At 39.7% G+C, this 16,540-nt stretch carries 16 protein-coding genes; 4 read left to right on the forward strand and 12 right to left on the reverse strand.

Annotated features, from left to right (window positions below; genetic code table 11):
• Window positions 1-33 precede the first annotated feature (33 nt).
• The 7 genes from rnc to rpoE form a co-directional block, all read right to left on the reverse strand.
• Window positions 34-705 carry a ribonuclease III gene (gene rnc, locus ABD009_RS05260; protein ID WP_330997782.1) on the reverse strand — a complete coding sequence of 224 codons (672 nt, stop codon included), beginning with the start codon at window positions 703-705 and terminating at the stop codon, window positions 34-36.
• A 23-nt stretch (window positions 706-728) separates the two neighbouring features.
• Entirely contained in the window at window positions 729-1,649 is a 921-nt protein-coding gene (gene lepB / locus ABD009_RS05265; protein ID WP_343823306.1) for a signal peptidase I, read from the reverse strand.
• A gap of 33 nt (window positions 1,650-1,682) precedes the next feature.
• Entirely contained in the window at window positions 1,683-3,473 is a 1,791-nt protein-coding gene (lepA, locus tag ABD009_RS05270; RefSeq protein ID WP_343823308.1) for a translation elongation factor 4, read from the reverse strand.
• 228 nt (window positions 3,474-3,701) lie between these two features.
• Window positions 3,702-4,175 (reverse strand): SoxR reducing system RseC family protein, encoded by a 474-nt coding sequence (locus tag ABD009_RS05275; RefSeq protein WP_343823310.1) that lies wholly within the window; start codon window positions 4,173-4,175, stop codon window positions 3,702-3,704.
• 1 nt (window position 4,176) lies between these two features.
• Window positions 4,177-5,322, reverse strand: a complete 1,146-nt coding sequence (locus ABD009_RS05280; RefSeq protein WP_343823312.1) for a MucB/RseB C-terminal domain-containing protein — start codon at window positions 5,320-5,322, stop codon at window positions 4,177-4,179.
• 131 nt (window positions 5,323-5,453) lie between these two features.
• Window positions 5,454-6,080 carry a sigma-E factor negative regulatory protein gene (locus ABD009_RS05285; protein ID WP_343823314.1) on the reverse strand — a complete coding sequence of 209 codons (627 nt, stop codon included), beginning with the start codon at window positions 6,078-6,080 and terminating at the stop codon, window positions 5,454-5,456.
• A gap of 18 nt (window positions 6,081-6,098) precedes the next feature.
• The gene (gene rpoE / locus ABD009_RS05290; RefSeq protein WP_155695726.1) at window positions 6,099-6,680 is read right to left on the reverse strand and encodes an RNA polymerase sigma factor RpoE; all 582 of its coding nucleotides are present in this window, start codon (window positions 6,678-6,680) and stop codon (window positions 6,099-6,101) included.
• Between the two features lie 218 nt (window positions 6,681-6,898).
• On the opposite strand from rpoE, the gene nadB reads away from it, so the two are divergent.
• Complete coding sequence (nadB, locus tag ABD009_RS05295) at window positions 6,899-8,503, forward strand: L-aspartate oxidase (RefSeq protein WP_343823316.1); 1,605 nt, start codon at window positions 6,899-6,901, stop codon at window positions 8,501-8,503.
• On the opposite strand, the gene ABD009_RS05300 is transcribed toward nadB, so the two are convergent.
• Together ABD009_RS05300 and ABD009_RS05305 are read right to left on the reverse strand one after the other, a co-directional pair.
• Window positions 8,500-8,880, reverse strand: a complete 381-nt coding sequence (locus ABD009_RS05300) for a hypothetical protein (RefSeq protein ID WP_343823318.1) — start codon at window positions 8,878-8,880, stop codon at window positions 8,500-8,502. The genes nadB and ABD009_RS05300 overlap by 4 nt on opposite strands.
• A 26-nt stretch (window positions 8,881-8,906) precedes the next feature.
• Window positions 8,907-9,209 (reverse strand): FAD assembly factor SdhE, encoded by a 303-nt coding sequence (locus ABD009_RS05305; protein WP_343823321.1) that lies wholly within the window; start codon window positions 9,207-9,209, stop codon window positions 8,907-8,909.
• A 152-nt stretch (window positions 9,210-9,361) separates the two neighbouring features.
• Between ABD009_RS05305 and ygfZ the strand changes: the two genes are divergently transcribed.
• The 3 genes from ygfZ to ABD009_RS05320 all read left to right on the forward strand — a co-directional run bounded on the left by ygfZ (window position 9,362) and on the right by ABD009_RS05320 (window position 12,508).
• Entirely contained in the window at window positions 9,362-10,195 is an 834-nt protein-coding gene (ygfZ, locus tag ABD009_RS05310; protein WP_343823323.1) for a CAF17-like 4Fe-4S cluster assembly/insertion protein YgfZ, read from the forward strand.
• Window positions 10,196-10,203: 8 nt separating this feature from the next.
• Window positions 10,204-10,689 (forward strand): FKBP-type peptidyl-prolyl cis-trans isomerase, encoded by a 486-nt coding sequence (locus tag ABD009_RS05315; RefSeq protein ID WP_155695731.1) that lies wholly within the window; start codon window positions 10,204-10,206, stop codon window positions 10,687-10,689.
• A 175-nt stretch (window positions 10,690-10,864) separates the two neighbouring features.
• Window positions 10,865-12,508: a methyl-accepting chemotaxis protein gene (locus ABD009_RS05320; protein WP_343823325.1), complete on the forward strand. Its 1,644-nt coding sequence runs from the start codon at window positions 10,865-10,867 to the stop codon at window positions 12,506-12,508.
• A gap of 87 nt (window positions 12,509-12,595) precedes the next feature.
• On the opposite strand, the gene ABD009_RS05325 is transcribed toward ABD009_RS05320, so the two are convergent.
• The 3 genes from ABD009_RS05325 to secD all read right to left on the reverse strand — a co-directional run bounded on the left by ABD009_RS05325 (window position 12,596) and on the right by secD (window position 16,521).
• The gene (locus ABD009_RS05325) at window positions 12,596-12,955 is read right to left on the reverse strand and encodes a YacL family protein (RefSeq protein WP_343823327.1); all 360 of its coding nucleotides are present in this window, start codon (window positions 12,953-12,955) and stop codon (window positions 12,596-12,598) included.
• A gap of 717 nt (window positions 12,956-13,672) precedes the next feature.
• Window positions 13,673-14,647, reverse strand: a complete 975-nt coding sequence (secF, locus tag ABD009_RS05330) for a protein translocase subunit SecF (protein ID WP_343823329.1) — start codon at window positions 14,645-14,647, stop codon at window positions 13,673-13,675.
• Between the two features lie 14 nt (window positions 14,648-14,661).
• Window positions 14,662-16,521, reverse strand: a complete 1,860-nt coding sequence (secD, locus tag ABD009_RS05335) for a protein translocase subunit SecD (RefSeq protein WP_343823331.1) — start codon at window positions 16,519-16,521, stop codon at window positions 14,662-14,664.
• Window positions 16,522-16,540 lie beyond the last annotated feature (19 nt).

The following is a 16,540-nucleotide window of genomic DNA, read 5'->3' on the forward strand; positions in this document are numbered from 1 at the left end:
CGTCTAATTCCGCTTGGTTTTGTTCTGATTTACTCACTTTTTTATTACCTCTAATGCTTTACGTGCTGCAGATTGTTCTGCTTTGCGACGGCTTGTGCCCGTTGCTTCAAGTTGCTGGCCATCATCTAATGTGCAACTCACTGTGAATGTTTGGTTATGCGCCTGTCCCGTTGTATTGATAACTTCATAAACGGGTAGTGGGCGTTTTCTCGACTGCAACCACTCTTGTAGCTGAGTTTTAGGATCCTTTAAGGCGTTACTTGGATCAACGTCAGCCAATCGCTTTTTAACTAACTTTAGAACAAATTCTTTACATTGCTCAATGTTTGAATCCAAGTAGACCGAGCCAATAATAGCTTCAATCACATCTTCTAAAATAGAATCACGACGGCAACCGCCACTTTTCATTTCGCCTGGGCCTAAAAGCAACCACTGGCTTAATTCAAATTCTTTAGCGATAGCTGTTAGAGTTTGACCTTTAACAATCTGCGAACGCATTCGAGTAAGTTCACCTTCTGTTGCTTTTGGAAACTCAAAGTACAGAGCTTCCGCAACAAACATGCCCAACAACGAATCACCAATGAACTCCAAACGTTCATTGTGCGCACCTTTAAAACTACGATGAGTCAGTGCCTGGATTAGCAATGACTCATCAGAAAACTCGTAACCTAATTTTTTTTGTAACTGTTTATAATCTGTTCTTATCAAGTTTTACTCTTCTTAAACTATTATTGCACTGTACCTAAACGAGAAAATCGAATATCCACAGGGACAAAGTCTGGTAACCAGCTTATTTGGCCATCGTTAAAGACAAAACTCATCCATATAAATACAGCCTTACCCACTAGCTGGTCTTCGCTTACAAAGCCCCAGAAACGGCTATCTGTACTGTTGTCTCGATTATCACCCATCATAAAGTAATAACCTTCAGGTACTATCCATTCACCTTTACGCGTGCCCGGCTGAGAATAAAAACGTTCAGCCATGTCTGGGTATGCAGGGTTGATTAAAATATTGTGTTCTACTTCACCTAATTGCTCTTTAGCGGTGATCAATGGAATGCCCATTGATTCAAATTCACCTTCCGCTTCTTTACTAAGATTAACTCTAGTTAATTTGTCACAATTTGTAGGATTAGTTTTGCAACTTGGTTGAATAAAAAGTTGCTTGTTCTTATAAATAACTCTGTCGCCAGGCGTTCCTACTACACGCTTTATGTAATCTAAGCGCTCATCAAGTGGGAACTTAAATACAGCAATATCACCGCGTTCTGGTGCACCGGTTGTGATTAGCTCTTTGCGCCAAACCGGGTCATGTACGCCGTACGCATATTTTTGTACTAGGATAAAATCACCAACTAACATAGTTGGCATCATTGAGCCTGACGGTATTTGAAACGGTTCAAATAGGAATGAACGAAATATAGTAATAAGCGCCAATATAGGGAAAATCGACTGGGCCGTTTCCACTAATACAGGCTGCTCAGCCAACTTATCTAAGTCTGCTGTTGGTATATTACCACCAGCTGCAGCTTGCGCATGGGCAACACGTTCTCTTCTAGCTGGCGCCCAAAGTTTTGCATCTAATAACCAAACAAAACCACAGATGAGCGTAACAACGACCAAAAATATTGCGAAATACCCTGCCATACTAATTAATTCCTTAACCTAACCGACTAGTTTTTACTTACCAACTTTCAAAATAGCTAAAAAGGCATCTTGCGGTAACTCAACATTACCTACTTGCTTCATGCGTTTCTTACCATCTTTCTGTTTCTGAAGTAGTTTTTTCTTACGTGAAATATCGCCACCGTAACACTTCGCGATTACGTTTTTACGCAATTGTTTTACTGTTGTACGAGCAATTACGTGAACACCAATAACAGCCTGTATCGCAATATCAAACATCTGTCTTGGGATTAGCTCTTTCAGCTTGTCCGCTAACTGACGACCACGAGTTTGTGCAAAGTCACGGTGACAAATCATCGCCAATGCATCCACTCTTTCACCATTAAGTAAAATGTCTACACGTACCATGTCCGCTTCTTGGAATCTTGTGAAGTTGTAGTCTAGTGATGCAAAACCACGACTGGTAGACTTCAATCTATCAAAAAAGTCCATTACGACTTCAGCCATTGGTAAGTCATAACTTACAGCAACTTGCTTACCGTGATAGCTCATTGCGGTTTGTGTACCACGCTTGTCTATACACAAAGTAATAACGTTACCAAGATACTCCTGTGGTACTAAGATATCTGCTTTACAAATTGGTTCCCTAATTTCTGCAATATCATTAAGAGCTGGCAATTCAGATGGGCTATCAATAGAAACAACTGAGTTATCTTTTTTAAGAATTTCGTAGTTTACGGTTGGTGCTGTTGTGATTAGGTCTAGGTCATATTCACGCTCTAAACGCTCTTGAATAATTTCCATGTGCAGCATACCTAAGAAACCACAACGGAAACCTAAACCCAATGCCGTTGAACTCTCTGGCTCATAAAATAACGACGCGTCATTTAGACTTAATTTACCAAGCGCATCACGGAATGACTCATAATCGTCTGAGCTTACTGGGAATACACCTGCATAAACTTGAGGTTTGATTTGTTGGAAGCCTGGAAGTGGCGCAGTCGCGGCATTAACCGTCGTTGTTAAGGTATCACCAACTGGCGCGCCTAAAATGTCTTTAATACCAGCAATGATAAAGCCTACTTCACCAGTGTTTAGGCTACCTGTGTCTGTTTGTTTTGGCGTGAAAATACCAATTTTGTCTATTTGATGAGATTCACCGGTAGACATAACTTTAATTTTATCGCCTTTTTTCAATGAACCGTGTTTAATACGGACCAAAGATACAACACCTTGATACGGGTCAAACCACGAGTCAATAATCAAAGCTTGAACTGGCCCGTCAACATTACCTTCTGGTGGTGGAATATTTTTAACGATGTCTTCTAAAACATCCTCGATACCTAAACCCGTTTTTGCCGAACACTGAACCGCATCAATTGCATCAATACCAACGATATCTTCTATTTCTTCTGCAACACGCTCTGGATCAGCTTGAGGTAAATCAATTTTGTTTAATATCGCACGAACTTCTAGGTCCATTTCAATGGCGGTATAACAGTTTGCAACGGTTTGAGCTTCAACACCTTGGCCAGCATCAACAACTAACAACGCACCTTCACAAGCTGCCAAAGAGCGTGATACTTCATAAGTAAAGTCTACGTGTCCTGGCGTATCAATGAAGTTAAGTTGGTAAACTTCACCATCTTTTGCTGTGTAATTAAGCGTTACACTTTGAGCCTTGATAGTGATGCCGCGCTCACGCTCAATATCCATTGAGTCAAGAACTTGAGCTTTCATTTCTCGCGTTGTTAAGCCTTCACAGTGCTGAATAAGACGATCCGATAATGTTGATTTACCGTGGTCGATATGGGCGATGATACTAAAGTTGCGAATATGCTTCATAAATTACTGTATTTTAACCTGTAGCCGTTACGTGCTAACTATTGTTAGTCACTGAAAATAAGCGAATTAAACTTAACGCTTTACAAAAAAACCTAATGATTACTGCAACTGCAACTCATTTTGTTACAACAGGAATTCCAATTCAGGTTTTTGCTAAATATAAATATGCGTAAAAAGGGCGCAATTTTACACGTTTATCTTGTTACGCTCCACTGTTTTAGTAGTTAATTAACTATCAACAGGTTTAACGGGAATGATCTCAGGTCGTATGCTGAGTAATTGCGGAAGATATTTATCAGAAGGTGAAGACGCTAGTTTTTTTCGGGCGACAACAAACCCTAAGTAACCACCTAAAAACGTGGACAATATTACTAACCCTTCGTTTATTTCCATAAACTCTGTAAGCCAATATTGAGTTACTAAACAAAAAATGAGGGCTGAAAATATTGGCATTAAATAAATCCAAAAGGCACCTTGAATTAAGCTTTCTTCTGGAATGCCGATTTCCACTTGGTCGCCAACTTGGGCATTAAGACTATTAGCAACTTTATTGATGACAGATTTACCAGCAAACGCCTCAGCCACGGCACTTGTGCCGCAGTTACTTTTTGCAGCACAGGTTTTACAGGTAGATTTAACCGCCGTTTCTACCCAAATTGAATCTTGGTCTTTTTCAACAACAATGCCTAACTCTTTAATCATGTTATTTACTTTTTACGCTTTTCGCTATTTTAAACGCAGTTTCCGTAGGCAACATGCCCACAACTGTTACATCAAAGCCATCGGCGTGAACCATTACAAATGACGTGCCGCCATCTTTTAATACTAAAGGGCTATTAAAGCTCTCAATTGGGCGTTGCACATATACCGAATACTCAACTAAACCATCACTAAACAAGTAATAGTCTGCAACTTCACGGTTAATAGAGACATGGTGTCTATCGCTTTTTAATAACTCAAATCCATTTGGTGTATATTCAAGCTGCCAGTTATTTGTTTGTTGATTCATTGCTATTGCCGTATTTGCGACCTGCGGCAATTGAATTTCAAACAGTTTATTTATTTCTTCATTCGGCTCTGTTAAATAAGAAAGGTGTGTCATTAGTACTTGCTCTACTACTTCACCCTGTTCATCGATGTACGCCATTCTTAGAGGTAAACCACTAATGACATCTATCCAAACCCAAAAGTTATAGGCTTCTTTGGTAACAGACTCTACTCTAATTAACTGCGCTGAGCGCCCCGCAATTTGACTTTTACTAACTAAAACAAACTGGTAACTATCTACTAAATCACCAAAGTCTTTATAAAAGATAGCGGGAATGAAATTTCGAATACTCACTCCACTAATTGAATATGGTTCTTTATTGGATTCAAAAAACGATAACGTTTGGTTTTTTCTAATGGCCGTTATGCCATTGCCTATGAGCGGTGACACTCGCTCAATCTCAACTTCAGTGCCATCATCATTAACTTTAAATCCATGCGTCCACTGATAGGACTCCGTCTTTTCACCTTTTAAAGTCACAATTCCAGCTTCAAAATTACTTTTGGTGAGTGCTTCTTGCAATTTTTTCAACCAATAAGCGGCATTTATCTTTTCGCCATTTGGGGTAGTAGCCTGTTGAGGTTGAGCTTCAGATTGAAGTTGTTGTTCTTTAAGTTGAGGTTGGGCTTTAGACTGTGATTGAGCTTCAGACTGAAGTTGTTGTTCTTTAGACTGAAGTTGTTGTTCTTTAGACTGAAGTTGTTCACTTTCAGGTGCTACCACTTTAGTGGATGCAGTTGCGGTGGATGCAGCACTCGTGCTGTAAACAAAACAGGTGATCAATAAAAATAAAATACGCACTTAATACAATCCTTTAGATTTCTACGAAGACAAACACTAGATACAAAAAAGCCTGCCGATGATATCAAGTTTAATGATAACACCACAGGCTATTCGAGTTTACTCAATTAACGCAATTATTCAGTTATAAACTATTGCTCAATCTTCTTATCTTCTTTTTCCAGCTCTTCTTTATCGTCTGTTGCTCTTAATTGCTGGTTATGATCGGCCATTAACGCGTTGATTCTTGACTGAGTCACTTGATTCGCCGTTGGCTTTTCTTTAAAGCTATCGCTTGAAAGCGAGACTGGTGATAAACCTTGTACTAATGGAACTGGGTTTAACACTGGCGACGTAATCTTGTCTTGGCCAGGGTTCATGTTACTCACACCAACCACGGCTACTAACGCTACAGATGCTGCAATGGCAAATTGCGCACTGCCTTTAAGAAGCTTATGCTCACCAAGCTGAACCACTTTTTGGCTTGCTCGTTGATACCACTTAGGGTGCTTCGCAATTGATGCAACATTTTCCGTTTCGAGTTGGTCAACCATTGGCAATTCAATATCGGCAATGGCTGCCTGAATGCTATTCGCAAAAGAGTCATCATTCACTAGCTCTTGCTCTTTTCTGAGCACATCACCAATCAGGGCATAACGTCCAAAGGTTTGAACGGACTGTTGATCATCTTTAATGCTGTCTAACGCTTGAGTTAACTCATTATTTGTTAACTCATCATCCAGCATTGCTGATAGTGGTTCTTGGTGTTGATTCGTCATAATTACGAACGGCTCCATTTAACGGTTTTCAATTAGCGGTTCCAATTTTGCGTCGATTGCGTCTCGAGCACGGAAAATACGTGAACGAACAGTGCCAATCGGACAACCCATTGCAGTTGCTATTTCTTCATAACTCATACCATCGATTTCTCTTAACTGAATTGCTACTTTTAGCTCTTCAGGTAATTGCTCAATAGTATCGAAAATTACATGTTTTATTTCGTCAGTTAACGCTAAGCTTTCTGGCGACGCATTTTCGCGTAAAGCTTCATTGGTCTCATAATATTCAGCACCTTCAGCGTCCACATCTACATTTGCTGGTCTACGCCCCCTTGCCATCAAATAGTTTTTTGCACTATTTACCGCAATTCGATATAGCCAAGTGTAAAATGCAGCTTCACCTCTAAACCCTGGCAATGCCGTATAAGCTTTAATAAACGCATCCTGGGCAACGTCTTGAACATCTCCGTTGTTGCCTAAATAACGAGAAACCAATCCAATGATTTTATTTTGGTATTTACGTACCAGTAAATCAAATGCTGCTTTTTCGCCCGCTTGTGCTCTTCTGACTAATCCTAAATCTTTGCTCTGCTCGCTCATTCGAGCTACTACTCCCAGTTTTAGCTAGCGACTAAAGTCTGCTAATATCGCGTTTGCTGTAACTATGACTAACGCTTATTGAAAAAGTTCTATTTTTTTTGAATTTTTTTGTAAAATAGACGTACAACGGACATTTGTGAAAGAATTAACGCCTTCCTTTTGCCGCCCTCTCTAGTAAAAATAGAGCTTAACACAATGACTGACTTGGTAAATTTTTAATGTCGAATGAAACGCAACACTCAACAGATTGTTTGATTATTGGTAGCGGTGCTGCCGGATTAACACTGGCTTTAAGCATTGCCGACAAGGCAAATGTCATCATTTTAAGTAAATCGGCATTAAAAGAGGGTTCTACACTATATGCTCAAGGTGGCATCGCCGCCGTTTTTGATGAAAACGACAGTATTGAATCTCACGTTCAAGATACGCTCATTGCCGGTGGCCTTTTATGTAATGAAGAAGCTGTGATTCACACCGCTAGTCATGCAAAAAGCTCTATGCAATGGTTAATTGACCAAGGTGTACCGTTTGACCAAGTCACTGGCCCCGACGGTTTAAGTAAATATCATTTAACTCGTGAAGGTGGTCATAGCCACAGAAGAATCCTTCATGCGGCTGATGCAACTGGCAAGGCTGTGCAAACCACGTTACTTGATAGAGTAAAGGCACATCCAAATATTCGTTTATTTGAACGATTTAATGCTTTAGATTTAGTGACAAGTGAAAAGGTTAGTTTGACTGAAACTGCAAAAAAAGTTCACGGCGCTTATGTTTGGAATCGAAATGAAGAACGAGTTGAAGTCGTTCATGCCAAATTTATTACCTTAGCTACTGGCGGCGCAAGTAAGGTTTATCAATATACTTCTAACCCAGATATTGCCAGCGGTGATGGCATTGCCATGGCATGGCGAGCAGGTTGTCGTGTTGCAAATATGGAGTTTAATCAATTCCACCCAACTAGTTTGTATCATGAAAAAGCTCAAAACTTCCTTATTTCAGAAGCGATGAGAGGCGAAGGCGCAAAATTACGTCGTCCTGACGGTACTTGTTTTATGCCCGACTTTGATGAGCGAGGCGAGCTTGCACCAAGAGATATCGTCGCTCGTGCCATCGACTTTGAAATGAAGCGTTTAGGTGCTGACTGTATGTACTTGGACATCACTCATAAAGATGAACAGTTTATCCTAGAGCATTTTCCAACGATATACGCTGCCTGTTTAAAAGTAGGTATTGATATCACTAAAGAGCAAATCCCTGTGGTTCCTGCCGCTCACTACACTTGTGGTGGCGTGATGACAGATTTAACTGGTAAAACAGATATTGATAATCTTTTTGCTATTGGCGAAGTGGCTTATACAGGCTTACATGGCGCAAACAGAATGGCGAGTAATAGCCTTTTGGAATGCATTGTTTTTGCACAAGGGGCCGCTCAACAAATCTTATTAAATTTAGATAACCCACACCAAGATGTCACTATTCCAAACTGGGATGAAAGCTTAGTCACCTCCTCTGCTGAAGACATTTTGATTAGCCATAACTGGCACGAATTAAGATTATTAATGTGGGACTATGTTGGAATAGTTAGATCTGATCGACGTTTGAAAAAAGCACTCAAGCGCATTGAATTAATCAAACAAGAAACTGACGAGTTTTATTCTAGCTTTAGAGTGAGTAATAACCTACTTGAATTACGAAACTTAGTACAAGTTGCACAGCTAATTGTTACTAGCGCACTGTCGAGAAAGGAAAGCAGAGGTTTACATTACACCATTGATTACCCTAACACACTGCCAAGCTCAACGCCGACGGTTCTAATTCCTTAACGTTCAGTCTTGAACTGTAATGGCATATTTAGCATGCGGCTTAATTGCCGCCATTGCTTTAACCCAACTTGATCTTTAAATACCCACATAAGTTTGCCTGCATGACTTTCTTGTTTTTCAAGTAATACGAGTGCGACAGGACCAATGATCCCGCCAAATAGAGGGTTTAAATTAACTTCACTAATGGAATAAGAATGGCTCAAACTGTAATAAGAGTAGCGGTGTTCTATTAGCAGAATAATCGCTAATACTAATAAGCTGGGATTAAATACCAATAAAAACAGTAACCAATATGCCCAGCGCCAACGAGAAAGCGGCCTAACGATGAGGTCAAATTGATTGTTATATTGTTGAGGAAAGTCGCTACGCTCGGTCATATTGTGAGTGTAGCGCTATTTACTAATTAATGTGCTTTAACTCGGTTCAGGATTATTTTCACAACCTTATCTAGGTCCTGATCTCCACATTTTTTATGCCCCATAAACCAAGCAAATAGCTCTGGATCTTCACACGCTAATAGTCTTTGAAATGAAGACTTGTCTTCAGTGGATAACGCGTCATAAGCTTCGTCGACAAATGGTTCGAGCAAAACATCAAGCTCTAACATGCCACGGCGGCAAGCCCACTTTAGTTTTGGTTTAGAATCAAGAAGAAACTTTTTACCACTTTTATCTACATAAACAACTTGCGATTTTGACTCTGACATTATTTAAAATTCACTTTCTTAACGAATGATAGATTGATTATACCGAGCATTTTCAAAAAGGTGTCAATGTTTTTTGATGTTCGCTAAAATACCCTTGTTCTTAAATGTTTCATCCCCATATTTAAACATTATTAATTTTTTAAGCGAATGCCATGACTTCTATAGTTTCACTATCACAATTTGCCGTTATTAAGTTAAGTGGTGAGCAAAACCATTCGTTTTTGCAAGGCCAAGTTACTTGTAACGTAGACGATATTAAAGCATCTGAGTGGCAGGCCGGCGCCCACTGCAACGCCAAAGGTAAAGCATGGTCTACATTTATTGCCTTTGAACAAAACGACGCGCTTTATTTAGTAATGACAAAAGAGAGCGCTGAAGTTTCATTAGCTGAACTTAATAAGTATGGCGTTTTCTCAAAAACAGACATTACAGACGATACCAACAACTGGCACATGTACGGAAGTAATGAAGCCGTTGCTTCACAAAAGAGTATTGAATTAACTCAAGGCCACGTTTTAGTGCTAAGCAGTGAAGAATTAACGGTAACAGCAGATAGTTCAAACGAATGGTGGAATAATGAAGTTCTGTCAGGGCGAGCCCACCTTTTCGCAAAAACGATTGGCGAATACGTGCCTCAAATGATCAACCTGCAAGCGTTAAATTATATTTCGTTTAACAAAGGTTGTTACATGGGCCAGGAAATGGTGGCGAGAATGCGCTACCTTGGTAAGAATAAACGTGCTTTATATTTAGCTGAGACCGACGGTGAATATGATCTAACTGCAGGTGATGACGTATTTAAAGCCATGAATAATAACCGCCGTGCTAGTGGTAAAGTCATTAACAGCACTACTTATAATGGTAAAACCACAGCTCAACTTGTTTTACCAAACGATACAGATTTAAACGATAAGATTTATTTAGACTCTGAGAGTGATCAACATTTTCGTTTGTTACCTCTCCCATACTCACTTGACCAAGACTAAGGATCCTTATGAAGATCGCAGAAAATACCGTTGTTACAATGCATTACGCGGTTAAAGACAAAGAAGACAACCTAATTGATAGCTCTTACGATAATGATCCTCTGGTTTTTATCCAAGGTTCAAAGTTCTTAATTGAAGGCCTAGAAGACGCACTGAATGGTCATGAAAAAGGCGATACTTTTGAAGTGTCTGTTGATGCTGATAACGCATATGGTCCTCGCATGGATGGCCTAGTTCAGCAAGTTGGTAGCGAAATGTTTGCTGACTTTGAAGTTGAGATTGGCATGCAACTGCGCGCAAGCACAGATAATGGCGAGCAAACTGTAATTGTTGTTGATAAAGACGACGAGTCAGTTACGGTTGATGGAAACCACCCTCTTGCTGGTGTTGATCTTAAATTTGACGTAGAAGTATTGGAAGTTCGTGCAGCTACTGCTGACGAAATTGCTCATGGACACGTTCATGGTGCTGGCGGTTGTGGTCACACCCACTAAGAAAATTTTTGCCGTATTAAATACAAAGCCTTTGCCAAACATTTTGGTGAGGGCTTTTTTGTGCCTGAAAAACAATCATTTCCTTTGCTTTTAGCGTTAACTTTAAAGTAATCTGAGTTTGAGTCGACATAGACTTAAGCCTGTTCAAATAATAATAAAAATAAGAAATTACGGCATGAAATCTTTTTGGTTAAACCTAAGCCTCCGATGGAAGCTGCAGCTTGGTTTTATGGCTATTGCCATGATCACTACCATTTACAATCGTTTACTTGCATCAAATGAATTAAAACGCTTAATTGAGCTGGTCGAATCGACCACTAGCGATCCTGTGTTACATGAAAGTATGCAGCAGCAACTTGATGCGTTTTACATCACGTCCATTTGGGATTCTTTACTACAATTTGGTTTGCAGTTTTTTATCATAATGATTGCCGCTAGAATTTTTGTTGCGCCTATTCTCACTCTACTTGAGTCTTTAGAAGCCGTTGAAAAAGGCGACCTAACAAAAAACGTTACTATACATTCCCGTGATGAAATTGGCGCTCTAGAGCACCATTTCAACTTAGTGTTAAAAAAGCTAAATTCAATTCTTACAAATATTGAAGGCTCTACTGTTCATATGGGCCAGTCAGCGTTTCAGATCGCTGCAATATCCAATGAAATTGAATCGATGAGTGAAACTGAAAAAGCCAAAGAGAATGAGATTAAGCAAGCAACAAGTAAAGTCCATGGTGTGGCTACTCAAGTACAGGAAATAGCGCAGCAAGCCAATCAAAAATCAGAGACTGCAGAACAACAGGCTAATAAAAGCTACCAGTCATTAAATCAGTCCGTTGCTCGATTAGACTCTGTTTCCGCTAATATTGATGAAACCTCAAACCAAGTAGAGGAAATCGTTGAGTTTAGCCGCAACATTAATTCTATTTTATCTACCATCAAAGATATTGCTTCGCAGACTAACTTACTTGCTTTGAACGCTGCAATAGAGGCTGCTCGTGCGGGTGAGCAAGGCAGAGGGTTTGCGGTAGTGGCTGACGAGGTAAGAAGCTTAGCGGTAAGATCGCAAAGTTCAGCAGAGCAAATTACAAACATACTGGATGAATTACTCTCTAAGGTAACGAATGCGCAATCCTCAATGCAATTTTTGGTTGATAATATTAATGAAAGCCAAGTGCAAATAAAGGAAACGGCCAGCTCTGTGCAAACCATGCAAGCTGACATTATTGATACTTCAGAACTTAATAAAAACATTGAGAGTGTAGTCCACCATCAAATTGTTAGCTTTAACAATTTGAACACTCAGCTAAACGCTTTATTTAAAACCATATCAAATAATAGCCTTAAAATTAGTAACTCGGCCAACATATCAACCACACTCAATAACTTAACGTCCAGCTTAAAGGCACAACTATCTGGTTTAAGTATAGATAGAAGTTTATGTCCTAAAGAGACTGACAAGTTACTCACTACTAACGAACAACGGGCGGCACAACGAGTAAAAGGCCATAATTTAATTACCCTTCGAGGCCCATTTGGACAATATGATGGCTTATCTAGCAATATTAGTCAGACTGGAATTGGCGCTATGCTAACCAACTCAATTCCAGACTCAGCGTTAAATGAAGAGTTGACGTTGGCACTTCGTTTACCCAATACCGGCTTAAGTCAGTATCAGCAACAAAGTCTTATTGAGATCCCTGCTCAAGTGGCTTGGCAAAAGAGCAACAATGAAAAGGTAGCGATTGGGCTCATGTTTAATACAAAAGATAAACAACATCAAAAAGCGATTAAGGACTGTATTGCTTTTTACCAACAATAGCCGCTAATAGAGAATCACATTTTAGTTTTTTAATTAGCCGGTAAAGACCATTAAAGCGCAGCTCAAAGATTATTCAGGGGCTAGGGTTTATGTGGACTCTATAAAGTCGACCCAGTTGACTAGCAATTCGATAAAGTCAGCAATGCCGCACTGGCATTTCATTTCCCAGTCCATTAGGCTTGACTCTTCAGATTGAAAGTTCGTTGATTCAAAGCAACTATTGTGTTGTATTAATACTTCGTCACCGTCTGTGGTTAATGTCCACTCGGTAAAGGCAATTGATTCTGGTTTGCTTTCTATCTCTAAAATAAAAGACTCAATCGCTTTAGTCTCGCCTCTTTTAGGTGTGAAAATTTCGTTTAAGAAACGGGCCACTGCAACGTGTTCTCCAGAAATATGTAACTGGTGCTGCTTCTCATAAGTATCGTAAACAAAATCAACGTCCATTTGGGCTCCTAATTAAGAATTATAAGGGAATGACCTACTCCTGGAGTATAGCAACAAAGTGCACTTGTCCCGAGAGCTTGTGAGACATTTCTCACAAACAGTGCAGACTTAGAGTAAAATTTTGCTCAAATCAGCAACAACACAAGCCTAAATCATTGTTTTAGCAAAATATTATCCCAAAATTGAATATTAAAAGAATTATCAGTAATTTTTTTCTCTATTTGAATATTCTTAGATTTTAATTTCTAGTTAATATAGATAGCACTTAACGACGAGAGTGCAACAGGATTTGTCACACAGGGAACGGAAACGCTGGAAGCGATAAGGGATTTAATTAGGAGTGCAGGAGCACCACTAATGGAAAGGAACAAGGAAGGCAGGACGCCAGGAAAAAAAGGATCGGATACGTAGGATGCGTTAGGGATAGAAAGGGGAAAGCAAGGAGCTTTGAGAAGGACTTTAAGGATTACATGGAGCAGGACGTCGACGGAGTTGACTGCAGGGAGCCTATAAGGAAGACGGACTGGATGGATTCAGTTTTTAGGATGCCGGAAAGTATATAAAAGAAGCAGCTTAGGCTGCTTTTTTTATACCTGGAATTTACCAACTGCGTTACTTCTCTAGATTTTAATAGCCTAAAATTTACGTTCAATCGGGCAAAAAAAAAACGCTCAACTGAGCGCTTTTATTATTACTTCATATCTTACATATTAATGCTTAAGGCATTAACTGGTCTTGGTCTTCACCTTCTTTTTCAATAACCGTCGGCATTAGGTCCTCTTTACTGATACCTAAGCTTAATGCTATTGAGCTTGCTACATAGATAGATGAATAAGTACCTATCACAACACCAAATAGTAATGCTGTCGCGAACCCTTTAATCAACTCACCACCAACAACCAGTAGGGCAATCAATACTAGAGCCGTCGTAATTGAGGTAATCATAGTACGATTTAACGTTTGAGTTAACGATATGTTAATGATCTCTTCTGGAGAGCCTTCACGCAGTTTTCTAAAGTTTTCTCTTATACGGTCCGACACAACAATGGTGTCATTAAGGGAATAACCTATAACCGCTAAAATGGCTGCCAATACTGTTAGGTCAAATTCAATTCCTAAAACACTAAATAACCCTAATGTAATAAGAACATCATGCGCCAACGCTGAAACTGAACCCAAAGCGAATCTCCATTCAAAGCGAAGAGCAACGTAAATAAGAATACAGATAAGTGCCGTTAGCATTGCTAAGCCGCCTTGATCTCTTAATTCGTCACCAACACTTGGACCAACAAACTCAATACGACGTTTAGTTGCCGTAGAGTCCATTTCTTGAAGCGCTTCCATAATTACATCGCCAATCATAGCAGATGTAATTTTCTCACCATTAGCTTCATCAACTGACTTCTTTTGAGGTGCTAAACGAATCAACACTTCTTTACTTGAGCCAAAGTTTTGAACCGTTGCATCACCAAAGCCAATTTCGTCCATTACTGAACGTATCTTTTTAAGATCAGCACTTTTCTCGAAAGAAACTTCAATTAAGCTACCGCCAGTAAAGTCTAAACCCCAGTTTAGCCCTTTTGTGGCAAATGAACCTAACGCTGCTATTACTAATAAAATTGACAATATGCCTGAATAACGGCGAATTGACATGAAATTAATAACTTTTGAATCTAAATTTAATAATTGCATTTTCTATTGCCCTATCAGATAGATAACTTGTCTATTTTCTTGCCGCCCCACACTGCATTGACAATGGCACGAGTACCAACAATTGCAGTAAACATTGAAGTGGCAATACCAATTGCTAAGGTAATAGCAAAGCCTTTTACAGGACCAGTACCAATGGCAAACAAAATAACCGCCGCAATGAAGGTTGTAATGTTCGCATCCGCAATGGTTGAGAAAGCACTATCATAACCATGGTGTATTGCTTGTTGAGGACTACGTTTATCTCGCAATTCTTCTCTTATACGTTCAAATATAAGAACGTTAGCATCTACCGCCATACCAACCGTAAGAACGATACCAGCGATACCAGGCAAGGTAAGTGTTGCACCAGGTATCATAGACATAACACCAATGATTAATACTAAGTTTGCTGCTAATGCTGCGTTTGCAACAAGGCCAAACTTTTTATAATAGAACAACATAAATACTAGAACTAAGCCAAAACCAAGTAGCACCGCTGTCATACCAGCATTAATATTTTCTTGGCCTAAGCTTGGTCCAACAGTACGTTCTTCAACAATCTGAATTGGCGCAATAAGCGCACCAGCACGAAGCATTAACGCTAAGTTATGAGCTTCAGCAGAGGTATCAATACCTGTAATTGAGAAACGGCGTCCTAAACGACTTTGAATCGTCGCGATCTGGATAACATCTTCAATTTTCTTAAGTTTTGCTACACCATTTTCATCTTTTTGCTCTGTCGGCTTATATTCAATGAAGACAACCGCCATTGGATTACCAACGTTGTCTTTAGTCATAGCAGACATCTTGTTGCCGCCTTTAGTATCTAAATTAATAGTTACTTGAGGCATACCGTATTCGTCAAAAGAACTCTGAGCATCAACGATATGATCACCAGTTAAACGAACGCGCTTTTCTAGCAATACAGGACCACGAGGAGCACTTTCGTATAACTTAGCTTTCGGTGGTACTCGACCACGCATTGCAGCACCGATGTCACCATTTTGATAAACCATTTTAAATTCTAGAGTTGCCGTAGCACCTAGGATTTCTTTAGCTCGAGCAGTATCTTGAACACCTGGTAATTGAACGACTATACGATCTTGACCTTGACGTTGAACCAAAGGCTCAGCAACACCAAGCTCATTTACTCGGTTACGAATAATAGTAATATTTTGATCAACAGCATACTGACGTGTTTCTTTGATCTTTTGCTCGCTCATGCGGATCAGAACATCGAACTCATCAGTATTATAATCGTCAGATACTACTAAGTCTGGATAACGCTTCGCTAAGAATCGACGAGCTTCGTCTAAATCTTCTTCATTACGCATTTCAACACGAACTGCATCAAGCTTGATTTCACGCTTAATGCCACGGTAACGTAACTTTTCTTCGCGTAAATCAGCTCTAAAGTCTTGCACCATTTGCGTGTATGACTTATTCATTGCTTCGTTCATATCAACTTCCATTAGGAAGTGAACGCCGCCACGTAGATCAAGGCCAAGTTTAAGTGGGCTAGCACCAAAGGCTTGTAACCACTCTGGCGTAGCCGGAGCCAAGTTCAGCGCAACAATATATTCATCACCTAAAGAGTCACCAATCGCTTCTTTAGCTTTTAATTGATCTTCTTCATTTGTAAGACGAACCAAAATACGGTCATCTGCTAATTCACTTTTTTTGTAAGGAATTTCAGCAGCGTCTAATTTTTTAAGTACATCATCAAGTATAACTTCTGATACTTGAGCACCGCGTAGGCCAGAAACCTGAATTGCAGGATCTTCACCATATAAGTTAGGAGCGGAATACAAAGCGCCGATGAGTAAAATCATCACCACCATTACGTATTTCCACATTGGATATTTGTTTAACACGAATGAACCCTTTTCGATT

The organism is Psychrosphaera haliotis (genome assembly GCF_039523615.1).
Classification (GTDB): domain Bacteria; phylum Pseudomonadota; class Gammaproteobacteria; order Enterobacterales; family Alteromonadaceae; genus Psychrosphaera; species Psychrosphaera haliotis.